Source organism: Thalassospira permensis NBRC 106175, assembly GCF_000714555.1.
GTDB classification, from domain to species: Bacteria; Pseudomonadota; Alphaproteobacteria; order Rhodospirillales; family Thalassospiraceae; genus Thalassospira; species Thalassospira xiamenensis.
Genome location: NZ_AUNC01000015.1, coordinates 1 through 14,185 on the forward strand (window position 1 = coordinate 1; position 14,185 = coordinate 14,185).

The following is a 14,185-nucleotide window of genomic DNA, read 5'->3' on the forward strand; positions in this document are numbered from 1 at the left end:
CCCGATCAATATCCTGCGGGGCATCCCGTCGCCCGCTCTGTGTCTTTGTCCCTGCATCCTGATCACCTCTTTCATCCGCGCCACAACGCAAAAACCCGCAAGGCACAAGGCCTCGCGGGTTTCGGTCCGGGTGCATTTCTCCCGTTGACTTTTATTTTATGCCATAGTTAAAAGAACAAATCAAGAACTTTTTCGGGAAACTTTATAGGCGGCTTGGCTAAGCCGGACTCTTTCGCGGGTTCCCTTTGCGTCCGATCAGCCGCCCGTCAATCACGGCAAGCCCCAATCCGATGACGGCCATCCCGCCGATCTGGCGCAGTGCCAGCGTTTCGCCAAGAAACAGCACGCCCAGCAAAATCGCGCTAACCGGGATCAGGAAGGTGACGAGCAGAAGGTTGCTGGCCCCGGCGCGTTTCAGAAGCTGGAAATACAGGATGTAGGCCAGCGCCGTGCTAAACGCCGCGATGCCGAGCACGGCAAGGATGGTTTCCGTTTTGGGAAACGGCAAATGCCACGGCGTATCAATCATCATACAAATAGGAAGCAGCATCAGGCTTGATGCACTGGTTTGTCCCGCCGCGGTCAGGATGGGCGGGGTGTTTTTGAACCGGCGGCCAAACACCCCGGCACAGCCGTAGGAAATTGCGGCGATCAGTACCGCCAGCGGGGCAAATGGGGCGAGGGAAAAAACGTCCTTGAATACGCTGGTGCCCGTGTTGGAACTCATGCTGGACTCAATCGCGGGAACAATTCCGTCCGGCAAACCGATCACGATCATCACGCCGACAAAACCGGTCAGCACACCAATCACTTTCCGCCGCGTCAGCTTTTCATTCCGGGTCGCCAGATGCGCGATGATCAGGGTGAAAAGCGGTGTCGTCGCATTCAGGATTGCCGCCAGACCGCTTGCGATATGGGTTTGTCCCCAGACGATAAGACTGAACGGAATCAGGTTGTTAAGGGCCCCCATAACAAGGAAGCTTAACCATATCTTCGGATCACGCGGGATGTCGATATGGCGCAACAGAACCACCCACCAAAGTATCATCGCCGCAATCGCCACCCGCCCCAGCACAAGGGTAAAGGGCGGCAAATCGACAAGGGCGATTTCGGTAAAGAAAAACGACCCGCCCCAAAGTACCGAAAGCACAATCAGCATCACCCAGCTTTGCCCATCCATGCGCGGGGATAGGTCTTTGTTCTGGTCGATGTTTTCCGGTTCTGGCGGCAGTGTTTTCGGGCTCGCCGAAATACGCCGGACTCGTGTGCGGTCGCGATCATATTCCGGGTAAAGGGCAATCCCGGTATCCGTGCTCATATCCATGATCCGTCTGAAAATGTGGTGGTGACGGATTGGATGGTAAAGCGTATTGGCGGGGCTGGCTGGCCAGATTCGGACATCAACGCCGAATGGTAAAAATGCTCAGGCAAAAAGCCGCATGCCGCGCTCTGCCGCCATCTTGAAGCTGCTAACGACATGCTCGGCCAAAGCATCCCCTGCCGGGCCGGTACCGGGGCGCTTGGCCAGGGTTATGCGGTATTCGCCAAGCTCGGGCAGTCCGTGGCGGGCATCAAGATGGATCAGGCGGTCGGAAATCACGCTGATCGGGACCGGACAGATCGCAAGGTCAGCCTCGGTTGCGGCAATCTGGGCCTGACAAAATTCGCTGGTATAGGCAACGCGGTAATTGATCCCCGCTTCGTCAAGCGCCCGTAATGCCATCGCCCGCCAATAACAACCCGGTTCGGCTAAAGCGACCGGAAGCGGGCGTTTTTCAATCGTCATTCCGTTGCGGGCACCAAGCCAGACAAGCGGTTCACTATGGATTGGCGGTTGCGGATCAAGTTCGGGGTCATAGCTGAATACGGCGATATCGGTGGTGCCGTCGGCAATGCGCTGGCGCAGGCTTGCGGTCGGACCAAGAAAGACATCGACCTCGACATGCGGGTGGCTGATCGCAAAGCGGCGCATAATTTCGGGAATGGCGATGATGCCATTGTCATTAGGCACGCCAAGCTGCACCTTGCCGGTAAAGTCAGGCGTGCGGAAGCGTGACATGGCTTCGTCGTTAAGCTGCAAAAGACGTCGTGCAAAACCCAATAAAACCTCGCCATCCGGGGTGAGCCGCACCCGACGGGTTTCGCGTTCAAACAGGCTGCATCCGACAATTTCCTCAAGCTTCTTGACCTGAAGACTGATGGCCGAGGCACTGCGATTGACCCGCTCCGCCGCGCGCGAAAAGTTGCCGGTTTCGCAGATCGCGACAAAGGTACGCGCCAGATCAAGGTCAAGATTTGGCAGGGCAGCGGGCAGCGAGGACATGAATATCAACCAGTATTATGAGGTTTCCTAATAGATAATATTAAATCTTCTCGTTTGTCTCATCAATAAGAAATCCTCATCATCTCGCTATCCGTGATTGGGGAAAACTTGAAAAGGATGATGGCCATGGCAGCGCAAATTTCATGCGAGCCGACGGTAGCCGCCAAAACCGACGTGACCAGCAGGTCCGATGGGGTGTGGGTCAGAATGGCGGGTTTTTGGGCCAAATGGCGCGTGCGTCGGGAGACCTATCGCAGGAGTCTGCGCGAGGTTGAGGTCATGCTGGCGATGGAAGACTGGATGCTGAAAGACATCTATGGGGTCGAGCATGGTGATATGATCGCAGCCAAGCGCAGCCTTATGGTCAATTGGCTCGATCCCGGTTGGCAGCTTTCGCGATTTTTGCAGGATCGCATAGAGGCAAACCGGAAGGAAAAGCAAAGGTGGACAGGGCGATAGAGCTGGATCATGGCGATCTGTCTTGCACCGTTATTCCCGTGATGCGAGTATCGCCCAAAGTGCCGTGATCACGGTGAATAAATGCCGTTACATACGGTAAAACATAGCGGGATCTGGAATGAAGATCGCAATTCTTGACGACTATCTCGACAGCATTTTTCATCTGCCGTGCTATAGCAAGCTGGCCGGGCATGACGTGACCATCCTCACGCAGAAATATGATGATCCGGCCGATCTGGCGGGCGCAATTGGCGATGCGGAGGCGGTCGTGCTGTTTCGCGAACGCACCAAAATCACCGATGAATTACTGGCACATTTGCCAGGCGTAAAACTGATCAGTCAGCGCAGTGCCTATCCGCATATTGATGTCGATGCCTGCACGAAACGCGGCGTGTTGCTGTGTTCGAAACAGGGCGCGGGCAAGGCACCATCCTATGCGGCGGCGGAAATGACATGGGCGCTGATCATGGCATCCGCCCGCCAGATCGTCGAACAGAACGCGTCGCTCAAATCAGGCCAATGGCAGATGGGGATCGGCAAGACATTGCGCGGGCGAACAATCGGTATTCTGGGATATGGCAAGATTTCGCGCGTGGTCGCGGGCTATGCCAAGGCATTCGGGATGAATGTGCTGGTCTGGGCGTCCGAGGCATCGCGCAAGGCTGCTACTGAGGGCGGGCTGGATGTTGCCGCGTCACGCGAGGCGTTCTTTGCTGCGCCCGATATCATCACGGTGCATATGCGCCTGACCCCGGAAACCCGTGGCACGATTACGGTCGATGATCTGGCCCGGATGCGCCCCGGAAGCCTGTTTGTCAACACATCGCGGGCGGGGTTGGTGGCTCCGGGCGCGCTTCTGGCGGCTCTCGATGCCGGACGTCCGGGGAAGGCGGCGGTGGATGTGCTCGATACCGAACCCCTGATCGACGCCGATGACCGGTTTGCCAACCACCCCAACGTACTGGCAACCCCGCATGTCGGCTTCGTGACCGAGGATGAGCTGGACATGCAGTTTGGCGATATCTTCGATCAGGTGGTGGCTTATGCCAACGGCGACCCGATCCACATGATCAACCCCGAAGTCTGGCATGGTCGCAAAGCCAAACCGGCATAGATTGGCAAACGGTCGCCTGCGATATCGTCAGGCGACCGTTTTTTGTTCATGCCTTGGCGGCGGCTTTGGCGGCTCGGGCTTTTGCGCCGGGCAGGCGGGCAAATATCGTGATGTTGCCAAGAAAGATCATCACAAGCCCCGTCGCCCCAATCGGCGTCCAGACATAGCCTTCAAGGAAGGTCGAAACCGTAAGGGCCACCACCGGGAACAGGACGGTGACATAGGCCGCACGCCCCGCACCGACCCGGTGCACCAGTGCCAGATAGGCAATAAAGGCAACGACCGACCCCGGAATGGCCAGATACAGAAGCCCGCCAATATAGACCGGATCGGTCGGCAGGACCGGCGTCTGACCGCGCAGCAGGGCAAAGATCAGAAGCATGACCGCACCATAAGCCATGCCACGCGCGACCGCATCGCGGTTGGGAATACCCATCGCGTTCAGTTTGACCGAAACCATGTTGCCCATGCTAAACACCGCCGTCCCGCCAAGCGCAAACAAAAGGCCGGTGATGGCATGCGGATTATGCGACAGGGCATAAATCTGGTTGGCAAACAGGCACGCAATACCGCCAAGGCCGAATGCGGCTCCGAAGACAAAACGCAGCCCCGGCCGTTGGCCATAGAACGCCCAATTGCCCAGCGCATTGAAAATGGTCGAGGTGGTAAAGATCACCGCAACAATCCCCGATGCGATATAGCCGGTCGCCGAATACATCAGGATAAAGTTGATGCCAAACAACCCGCAGCCCAGCAGCACGATCCACGGATGGGCCCGCCACGGAACCGGCCGCCATTTACGCGACAGGATCAGGAATCCGCACAGCACGACAGCGGCCAGCAAAAAGCGATAGAAGATCGACATTTCAATCGGGATCGGCCCGATCTGAAGCTTGATCGCATACCAGGTAAATCCCCAGCAGGCCGTGACGATCAGAAAAAGCAGGGCGGTCATGATAAAGCGGAAACTCCGGTGACGAGAGGGGCAGGGCGAAAAACAGGATAAGGTCGATATGTGGGGCATATCCCAAGCCCGTTTATAGACTGTTTGGGGGATGTACGGCTTTCACGAACTTGCGGTGTTTTTCACAATCTTGCGCAAATCAATGCAGTCCTTCGCACGCCGGGCTTTGCAATATGGTGCTGCAATGCGATGATTGTGCCTTGGAAACAGGACGTGCCGATGTTTGTGCCCAATGGCCGATACCAGAATTTTGAAGTCTACAATCAGCTGATCGGTGATGCCGAACTGCTGAATGCGGGTGATTTTGGCGACAGCATTTCGGCGGCACACTGGCGGCGCAATGCGGATGTCATGACCCGTTATACCGATCCTGACCATCACACCATCAGCCTTTATGTCAATGGTGGTACAGGCATTAAACGCCAGATCGGACCCGATCCGCTAACCGGTGGCGGGCCGGGGCGTTGTTGCCTGATGCCGGCCCATCTGACATCGGATTGGGTGGTCAATGGCGAGGTCGAGCTGTTCCACCTCTATATCCCGCATTCCGCGTGGGAACGCGCGGTGGTCGAGGCGTTTGATATCGAACCCAACGCCGTTGAGGTCCCTGAAAAGACATTCTTCCTTGATCCCCTGATCGAGCAGACAATCCGCCATGCGATGTTGCCGCTGGACTGGAGTGCCCCGGCCGATCGTATGGCGATGTCGAGTGCTGGGCAGATGCTGATGGGGCATATGCTGCGCAGCTATTCGTCGAAACGCGATCTGGAATTCCGGGTGCGCGGTGGCCTGTCGCCGCAAATCAGACGCCGTGTGTTTGATTTTATCGAGGCCAATCTGGATCAGCCGCTGTCACTCGAACAGATTTCAGCCGAGGCGGGGCTTTCGCCCTATCACTTTGCGCGCATGTTCCGCCAGTCGGTGGGCGAGGCACCGCATAAATATGTTCTGCGCCGCCGGATTGAGGCCGCCAAACGGATGCTGCGCGATCCGGCATTGTCGGTTGCCGATATCGCGCTCGCCACCGGTTTTTCAAGCCAGGCCCATCTGACCACGCGGTTCAGCAGCTTTACCGGGTTGACCCCGGCAAAGTTCCGAAGCGTCGCCCGGTAGCGGCGGGGGCGGCGATGTGCTTGTGCCCGCAGACAAGCGATGGCGTTGCGAAACTGCGTAATAATGGGATTGGGCTTTATGCGTTGCTGGCAAAGGGTAAGGCATTTGGTCTGCCAAGCAGATATCCTTGCACATAATCCACGCCGTGATTGGTCAGGAAATCAAGTTCGCCCTGGCGTTCGATCCCTTCTGCCACAACGTCAATGTCGAGTTGCTTGGCCAGATCGATCAGCTTGCTGACGATGGCCTGTTTGTATTTATCCTGATCAACATGGTCGATCAGTTCACGGTCGATTTTAATGATGTCGGGTTGCAGTTGCGGCAACATGTTCAGGGTAGAATAGCCCGATCCAACATCGTCCAGTGCAACCCGAAAACCTGAATCACGATAGGATTTCAGGATCGCGCCAAGATGTTCAATACTGCGGACTTTTTCGGTTTCGATAACTTCAAAGACAACATTGTTGCGATCCAACCCGCATTCCGACACCACATCAATCGTTGTGCGCAGGCAGGAATCCGGATCGTAGATCGAACTTGGCGTGAAGTTGACAAACAGATTTCCCGAAATCCCCGCTTTGTGCGCGTTACGGACATTTGCAGCCCGGGCTGCCCGGTCAAGCTGGAACAGCAGATCGGCTGATTGGGCCGCGCCGAATAGTTTATCTGGTGTGATGACATTGCCGGTTTTATCGGTCCCGCGGATCAGGCATTCATGGGCATAGGGTTTTGTGATGTTTCCAACGGCAAAAATCGGTTGGAAAACGGAATTCAGGCGATTTTCCCGCAGCATATCGCCAAGCCATTCCGCGCCGATCTGTGCGCGTATGGCACCAAGCGACGTGACGCGCGCAATGTCGTCAAGTTGGGGTTCCCTATTGCCGGGCATGATCAGCGCCTTGGTGTCTGTGATTTCTTCGGGCAGCAGATTTTCGGAAATCGCGTCAATCAGCGGGCGCAGACCCGGACGGACATAATCAAGATAAAGCGTTGCAACGGATGTGCTTTTTTCTGCGGAGTGCCCGGACTTCTTGATATTGGCAAGAATTTTTCCCGTTGTATGTGCAACAGGAGGCCAAAGGTAAAGGCGGCCTTCACTTGGGGCCATTTCCGGTATTTTGTCGCACTTCTCGCAGAAGGTCAAAATCGTCTCCGTTTTTTGGTTTTCCAGATCACCCGAAGGTCCATCACCTTGTAAGATAATGGCTTCTTTCATTAAAGCATATGGGATTTGGGTGTGGCAAAAAAAGCCTGAATGTCAGGCGAGGTCGGACCTGCCTGCCAAATATGACCGGCAAATGTGATCGGATTTTACGCACATTCGACGGCGGCCAGTTTCTGATTTTGCGTCCCCGATAGGTCAAAGATCATTTCCCGGTTGATTACAAGTTTCAGCGTCTGGAATTGAAAATTTTCAACTAATCTTTTGATTTTTAATAATTTTTACAAGTTGAAAAATCGATTGACAAGATTGATCAGAGCTATCTAAAATTTCAAACAAACTAAAATATCAATTAATGGCAAAATGCCAATCCAACGGGAGGACTTCCATAATGAAATTTACTGCGAAAACACTCGGAATCTGTGCTGTACTTGCCGGGGCGCTTGCTGCGGGCATGCCTGCGACGGCTGCAACGACGCTTCGTATCGGAACGGTTCTGGCGCCAAATGACCCGATGGGGCAGGGGCTTGAGAAGTTCAAGCTTGATGTCGAAAAAGCCACCAATGGCGACGTTATTATCGAGGTTTTCCACAATTCCCAGCTGGGTGACACCACCGAAATGATCGATCAGGCGCGTGCGGGTGCCGGTATCGGTACGGTCACGGATGTCGCCCGTCTTTCAAGCTTCGTTCCGTCGCTGGCGATCATGTCGGCACCGTTCCTGTTTGATACCTATCAACAGGCCGACAAATTTGCCCTTTCAGATGAATATATCGCCTGGGGTGATGAACTTCGCGAGAAATCCGGCCTCGTGATGATTGCATCGAACTGGTATCAGGGCGCGCGCCACGCCCTGACACAGAAACCGGTGAAAAGTCCGGCTGATCTCGCCGGTGTTCGCATGCGGACAATCGGTGCGCCTGTCTGGATTGAAACCATCCGCGCAATGGGTGCCGAACCGACCCCGATTGCATGGGGCGAAGTATACACCGCCCTTCAGCTTGGCACGATTGACGGTGCCGAAGCCCAGCCGACCGCAATCTGGAATGCCAAACTTTACGAAGTGATCAAGAATGTGACCAAAACCGGCCATATCCAGCTCGTGACCGCGCTGGTTGTCGGTGCCGAGGCATGGGATGAAATCTCTCCTGAAAATCAGAAGATTGTACGTGATCTTGCGGTCGAGGACGGTCGTTATGCGTCGCAGCTAACCATCGAGCTTGGCGAAAAGGCGCTTGAAGATGTTGCCGCAAGCGGGGTTGAGGTCAGCGAAGTTGACCTTGCACCATTCAAGGAAGCTGTAAAGCCGGTTTACAAACAGCTTGATCTCGAAGCCGAGGCCGCCATCGTCAATAAAGTTCTCGGTCGCTGATTTTCCGGTAACGGTAAACGTGCCTTGCGAATGTGCGTTGTTCCGCATGCGGGGCAACGCACATCAATCTTCAAGATGGAATGGAATACATGCTCAAGCAAATTGAGTTTGCCTGTGCCGGGATTCTGCTTGTTGCAATTGTCGTTCTGGTGGGCGTTGCGTCAATTGCCAGGGCGGTGGGATCCCCGATTATCTGGTCAATTGAAATGGCCCAGCTTATTTTCGTCTGGCTTTGCATGCTGGCAGCTGACATTGGCATGCAGGAAAACCGGCATTTCGGTCTTCAGGTCCTGCAGGACAACATATCCCCCAAAGCACGCGATCTCGTCGAATTGTTCAATATCGTCGTGATCATCGGGTTCCTTGCGTTTCTGCTGTATTACGCGTGGGGCAATATGATTTTGATGCATCCCCGTCTTGTCGGCGCGACGCAAATCCATGCCTCTTACATCCATGCTTCGATGGTCGTCGGTCTGATCCTTTTGATGCGGACCATGGTTTTTAAGCTTATCGAACGAATTCGAAGCAGGGGGCAGTTCTGATGCTCATACTGATTGCGGTACTATTTACGGTTTTTCTGGTCATCGGAATGCCTGTCGCCTTTGCCCTGGCGCTTGCTTCGGTGCCGGTATTCATTATGACCGGGGCCATGCCGCCAACCGTGGTGATCCAGAAAATGGTAACGGCAACACAAAGCTTTCCGCTTTTGGCTGTGCCGTTCTTCATCCTTGCCGGAAATCTGATGAATGTGACGGGGATTACGTTCCGTCTGGTCAAGTTTGCCCGTTTGCTAACCGGCTGGATGGCCGGGGGGCTGGCACAGGTATCCATCGTTCTAAGCTTCATGATGGGCGGGATTTCGGGGTCGGCCGTTGCCGATGCCTCGATGGAAGCGCGCCTTCTGGGGCCCAGCATGATCAAGCAGGGCTATTCCAAGGCATCAACGGCTGCGGTTCTGGCCTTCGGGTCGGTTATCACCGCAACCATTCCACCAAGCATCGGACTGATCCTGTTCGGGTTTGTGAATGAAGTTTCGATCGGTCGCCTGTTTTTGGCCGGCGTTCTGCCCGGTATTTTCCTGACGATTGTCCTGATGATCACATCCTGGTTTGTCGCGCATAAGAACGGCTATAAACCCGACCTGCCAAAGGTGCCGAGTGGAAAAGAGCTTTGGTCGAGCTTTTCGGAAAGCATCTGGGCGCTGGCATTTCCGGTCATTCTGATTGTCGGCTTCCGCTTTGGTCTGTTTACCGCGACCGAGGCGGGCGCGTTCCTTGTTTTCTATGCGCTTTGTGTCGGATTTTTTGTTTATCGGGAACTGGACCGCAAAAAGCTTTACGAAGCGGTGACCGGCTCTGTTTCCGACCTTGGAATGGTGATGTTGCTGATCATTATGGCGGCGGTTCTGGGCTATGCCATGACTATTGAACGCGCACCCCAGCAGATTACCGAATTTGTCACAACGCTTACCGAAAACCCGGTTCTGATCCTGACGCTTGTTGTCGCGGTTCTTGTGATCAGCGGCATGTTCCTTGAAGGAGCGGCAAACATCCTTCTGGTCACGCCGATTGTCATGCCGGTTCTGGTCAATGCCGGATATGACCCGGTCCATATGGGGATTTTGATCGTGACCCTGATCAATTTTGGCGGTTTAACGCCACCGGTCGGGGTCATCATGTTTACGGTTTGTGGCATTCTGGATGTCAAAACCGGGGCTTATACCCGGGCATCGATCCCGTTCTTCATTGCGATGGTGGTATTTTTCGTTCTGATGGCGGCAGTGCCAAGCTTGACGTTGTTATTGCCCAACGCATTGATGTAATGAAGGAACCAAGGGATGCAGGCACATGCGCAATTGCCGGGAGTTGAGTGAAAATGAATACATTCATGGGCGGTCTCATGCCTGTTTATGATAGCGCGATGAAAGCCAATGCGCATGTTCCTGCTTCGGCACTTGTTTATGAGGAACTGAGAAGCCGGATCATTTCGCTTGTCCTTCCGCCTGAAACAACACTGGTTCGGGCAGAACTGGCGGACAGTTTCAAAGTCAGCCAGTCACCGGTGCGTGAAGCCATCATGCGTCTGGAACAGGATGGGTTGGTTGCATCCTATCCCCAGTCGCGAACCGTGGTGACCAAGATTGATGTTGCGCGTATCCGCGAGGAGCATTTTCTGCGTGTTGCGGCGGAATGCGAGGTGGTGCGGCAATTGGCGGAAATGGGGGAAACTGCTGCCGTTGTCAAAGCCAAGGGCATCATCAAAATGCAGGAAGCCCTTGCGGGTGATATCGAACAGATTGATCTGTTCAAGCAGCTGGATGAGACGTTCCATGCGGCTCTTTTCAATGGGGTCAATCAATCCAACCTGCATGTGCAGGTGACGGCACGTAGTGGCCATCTCGCACGTGTTCGCATGCTTGATCTGCCGCGTGCGGGTAAAATGCTTTCGGTGCTTGAAGGTCACAAGGCGGTAATTGCCGCGATCCAGTCCGGTGATGGCAATTTGGCCAGTTCGGAAATGCGGCAGCATCTTTCGGGAACCATGGAACGTTTGCCACAGATCGTTGAAGAAAACAGGGAACTGTTTTCATAAGGTTTTAGCCTTCCTCCCGGGCGGCCAATCAGCAAGGCGTTTTTAATAAACGCCTTGCTGATTTTGTTTGTGCCGGTATCGGCTGTCGAGGGGCTTTGCGGAACTGCGGCAATCGCATATCCTGTGGCTCTTGAACAGGAACAGAAATGCAAACAAGTTTTCGCCAGTATCGGTCTGAAGCCGCCAGCCACAGCCACGACGATTTCCACCAGATCATCATTGCCGATCTTGGCATGCTCGAGCTTGAGGTCGAGGGGCGAGGTGGCTGTGTTTCGGGCCGCAGGCTGGCGTTTGTTCCGGCGGGCGATACCCATGCCTATCGGGCGTTGGGGATGAACCGTTTTCTTGTGCTTGATGTCGATATCGATCTTGCGGCGCAAACCGGGCTTGAACGGTTTTGGTATCAGGCGGGCGCGTCACCCTATCTTGAAGTCGGGGCTGGCTATGCCGGGCATTTGACAGGTCTTTTGCAAGGACTTGAGCAAAAGCGTGTGATATCGCGCATACGGCGATTTTCGCCGGATGGACAGGGAAGACTGCAATCTGAAAATCTGTCATTGCGTCATGTGGCGGGAATTGCTGTGTGTGAAAACACCTTTGCCGATGACGCGTTTGTTTGCAAAACTTTAGGCGAAGTCCTGTGCCATTCAGCAGCCACGCAAACTGACAAAGCCGACGCAGGCAGCATGATTCCGATGCGATTGCAGCGCCTGCTTGCCTGGATTGAGCTGCGTCTTTCTGAACCGGTCGGGGTTCCTGAAATGGCGAAGATTACCGCGCAATCGGAAAGCGCGTTATTTGCGGCGTTTCAAAAGCATCTGGGTACAACGCCGATGCGCTGGCTTGGCGAACAACGATTACAGCGTGCCTATGCAATGCTGAATGATCCGCAAAATACAATGCCGCTTGGCGATATCGCGCGTGAGGTCGGTTTTACCGATCAAAGTGCATTTTCCCGTGCCTTTTCCCGGCGGTTCGGACATGCGCCGATTGCGCTTCGCCGCCGAACTTAAAGGCCTCCGGGTTTATCTCATTCGAATGAAATCCGGAGTTTCGGCAAAGACGTCTTCATCCCGACCTGCTTTGATCACCGATGCGATTAGTTGAACTTCGGGATGGTTTCATGACTTTGCTTGATCACCGTACAAAGGCCACCATGATTGGTGGTATTGCCATTGTGCTTTGGGCCTTGCTGGCGTTATTTACGACAGAAGTCAGTGCCATCCCGCCTTTTCAACTGGTCAGTCTTTGTTTCTCCGTTGCGGCCATTTTCAGCTTTATCTGGATCGCACGCGGCGGGTTGGCGGCATTTCAAGCATTGAGGCAACCGGTTGGTGCCTGGGTGCTTGGGGTTGGCGGGTTGTTTGGGTATCACTTTTTCTATTTCGTAGCCTTGGCCAATGCGCCCGCGGTTGATGCCAGTCTGATTGCCTATCTGTGGCCACTTTTTATTGTCCTGTTTTCTGCACTTCTGCCAGGCGAACGATTGCGCTGGTATCACATTGCCGGTGCGGTTCTGGGACTTTGCGGGGCTGCGGTTCTGGTGACCAAAGGGCATGGGTTTGATTTTGATCCGACCTATGGCCTTGGCTATGGCGCGGCAATGGTTTGCTCTATCCTGTGGTCGGGATATTCGGTTTTGAACCGGCGCTATCGCGATGTTCCTGTTGAAGCCGTTTGCGGATTTTGTGCCGGTGCGGCGTTATTGGGTTTTATAACACACGGCGTGACTGAAATCTGGGTCATGCCGGATGCGGGGCAATGGCTTGCGATTATCGGGCTTGGGCTTGGCCCGGTCGGGGTTGCTTTCTTTGTCTGGGATTATGGCACCAAGCATGGCGATATTCAGGTTCTGGGTGTCGCGTCTTATGGTGCACCGTTACTCAGCACGATCCTGCTGATCGGTTTTGGCAAAGCCGAAGCAAGCCCGACCGTGATCGCGGGGTGCCTTTTGATTGTTGGTGGCGCGCTTTTGGCTTCGATAAAAATGCTGCGACGGAAAACGGTTGTTGCGTGACCTAGGGCCTTGTTGGCGCTAGAACTGGATCAGGAAAGAAAATAAGAAAATCCGGAGCGCCAGAAATGACACAGCATATTCCCAAGGCCGAATTGCATCTGCATATGGAAGGTGCTTTGACGCCTGCATTAGTGCGGAAATTCGCCGCCCGCAACGGTATTAGCCTTCCGGACGGGATTTATGATGATCAGGATCGGTATATCTGGTCAAACTTCCCCGAATTTCTGGGCAGTTTTGACAGGGCGAGTGCGGCAATCCGTACCGGTAAGGATTATGCCGATCTGACGCATTGGTATCTGTGCGAACAGGCCAAAGCGGGGGCGCTTTATGTCGAGATTTTCTGTTCGCCGTCACATGCACTCGAATGTGGCATTTCCTTTGATGATCATCTGAATGGTGTTGCCGAGGGGATTGACCGTGCCGGGAAGGAAACCGGAATTATCGGACGGATCATCATGACCTGCGTTCGCCATATCGGCCCGGAAAAGGCGATTGGTGTGGCGACTGATACGGTTGCGTGTGGTCATCCCTATATTGTCGGGTTTGGCATGGGCGGGAACGAAAGCATGTTTTCGCAGGAAGCGTTTTACCCGGCCTATAAAATTGCCGCCGATGCCGGGCTTGGATGTACAACGCATGCCGGTGAAGTTGAAGGTCCGCAAAGTGTCTGGGATGCAATCAACAAATTGCCGGTGACCCGAATAGGGCATGGTGTGCGATCCATCGAAGACCCGAAACTGGTCGAAGAACTGGTGAAACGCGGCATTGTTCTGGAAGTGTGCCCCGGATCGAATATTGCCCTGTCTGTATATCCGGATTACGCATCCCACCCACTGCGCAGGCTTTATGATTCCGGGGTTAAGGTGACGTTGGGATCAGATGATCCGCCGTTCTTCCACACAACATTGGCCGAGGAGTATCAGCGCGCTAAAGATGTGTTTTGTTTTAGCGAGAATGAGCTTCGTGGTATAACGCGTACCGCCCTTGAGGCGGCCTTTGTGGATGCGGACACGAAAGCCATACTGATCGCAAAGCTTGATGCGAACTAATACAAAACGCCCCAGAAATC

The 14,185-nt window shown here is 54.4% G+C and carries 14 protein-coding genes; 10 read left to right on the plus strand and 4 right to left on the minus strand.

All coding sequences use genetic code 11. The features are described from left to right. Positions 1-217: 217 nt before the first annotated feature. Both SMB34_RS09615 and SMB34_RS09620 read right to left on the minus strand, forming a co-directional pair. A complete protein-coding gene (locus tag SMB34_RS09615; RefSeq protein ID WP_084716548.1) occupies positions 218-1,318 on the minus strand; it encodes a DMT family transporter in 1,101 nt (366 codons plus the stop codon). Positions 1,319-1,423: 105 nt separating this feature from the next. After that, positions 1,424-2,323, minus strand: coding sequence for a LysR family transcriptional regulator (locus tag SMB34_RS09620; RefSeq protein WP_037989585.1), 900 nt, complete (start codon positions 2,321-2,323; stop codon positions 1,424-1,426). 126 nt (positions 2,324-2,449) lie between these two features. On the opposite strand from SMB34_RS09620, the gene SMB34_RS09625 reads away from it, so the two are divergent. Both SMB34_RS09625 and SMB34_RS09630 read left to right on the plus strand, forming a co-directional pair. Beyond that, the gene (locus tag SMB34_RS09625; protein WP_156962659.1) at positions 2,450-2,782 is read left to right on the plus strand and encodes a hypothetical protein; all 333 of its coding nucleotides are present in this window, start codon (positions 2,450-2,452) and stop codon (positions 2,780-2,782) included. A 118-nt stretch (positions 2,783-2,900) separates the two neighbouring features. Continuing rightward, positions 2,901-3,896, plus strand: coding sequence for a D-2-hydroxyacid dehydrogenase family protein (locus SMB34_RS09630; protein WP_037989588.1), 996 nt, complete (start codon positions 2,901-2,903; stop codon positions 3,894-3,896). 46 nt (positions 3,897-3,942) lie between these two features. On the opposite strand, the gene SMB34_RS09635 is transcribed toward SMB34_RS09630, so the two are convergent. Continuing rightward, positions 3,943-4,851, minus strand: coding sequence for a DMT family transporter (locus SMB34_RS09635; protein WP_037989592.1), 909 nt, complete (start codon positions 4,849-4,851; stop codon positions 3,943-3,945). Positions 4,852-5,079: 228 nt separating this feature from the next. Here SMB34_RS09635 and SMB34_RS09640 point away from each other — a divergent pair, with 228 nt between their 5' ends. Next, positions 5,080-5,973, plus strand: coding sequence for a helix-turn-helix domain-containing protein (locus SMB34_RS09640; protein ID WP_076519702.1), 894 nt, complete (start codon positions 5,080-5,082; stop codon positions 5,971-5,973). A gap of 76 nt (positions 5,974-6,049) precedes the next feature. Here the strand turns inward: SMB34_RS09640 and SMB34_RS09645 are convergent, their stop codons facing one another. Further along, positions 6,050-7,081: an EAL domain-containing protein gene (locus SMB34_RS09645; protein WP_240478796.1), complete on the minus strand. Its 1,032-nt coding sequence runs from the start codon at positions 7,079-7,081 to the stop codon at positions 6,050-6,052. A 445-nt stretch (positions 7,082-7,526) separates the two neighbouring features. Between SMB34_RS09645 and SMB34_RS09650 the strand changes: the two genes are divergently transcribed. From SMB34_RS09650 to add, 7 genes are all read left to right on the plus strand, one after another. Next, complete coding sequence (locus SMB34_RS09650) at positions 7,527-8,507, plus strand: C4-dicarboxylate TRAP transporter substrate-binding protein (RefSeq protein WP_051682223.1); 981 nt, start codon at positions 7,527-7,529, stop codon at positions 8,505-8,507. 89 nt (positions 8,508-8,596) lie between these two features. Further along, positions 8,597-9,049 carry a TRAP transporter small permease gene (locus tag SMB34_RS09655; RefSeq protein WP_007091902.1) on the plus strand — a complete coding sequence of 151 codons (453 nt, stop codon included), beginning with the start codon at positions 8,597-8,599 and terminating at the stop codon, positions 9,047-9,049. Further along, positions 9,049-10,329, plus strand: coding sequence for a TRAP transporter large permease (locus tag SMB34_RS09660; protein WP_007091901.1), 1,281 nt, complete (start codon positions 9,049-9,051; stop codon positions 10,327-10,329). Before SMB34_RS09655 ends, SMB34_RS09660 begins: the two co-directional genes overlap by 1 nt. Before the next feature lie 53 nt (positions 10,330-10,382). Next, a complete protein-coding gene (locus tag SMB34_RS09665) occupies positions 10,383-11,099 on the plus strand; it encodes a GntR family transcriptional regulator (RefSeq protein ID WP_007091900.1) in 717 nt (238 codons plus the stop codon). 146 nt (positions 11,100-11,245) lie between these two features. Continuing rightward, complete coding sequence (locus SMB34_RS09670; RefSeq protein ID WP_037989593.1) at positions 11,246-12,112, plus strand: AraC family transcriptional regulator; 867 nt, start codon at positions 11,246-11,248, stop codon at positions 12,110-12,112. A 110-nt stretch (positions 12,113-12,222) separates the two neighbouring features. Then, entirely contained in the window at positions 12,223-13,116 is an 894-nt protein-coding gene (yddG, locus tag SMB34_RS09675) for an aromatic amino acid exporter YddG (protein ID WP_037989667.1), read from the plus strand. Between the two features lie 65 nt (positions 13,117-13,181). Continuing rightward, on the plus strand, positions 13,182-14,165 hold the full coding sequence (gene add, locus SMB34_RS09680) for an adenosine deaminase (RefSeq protein ID WP_037989595.1): 984 nt from the start codon (positions 13,182-13,184) through the stop codon (positions 14,163-14,165). Positions 14,166-14,185 lie beyond the last annotated feature (20 nt).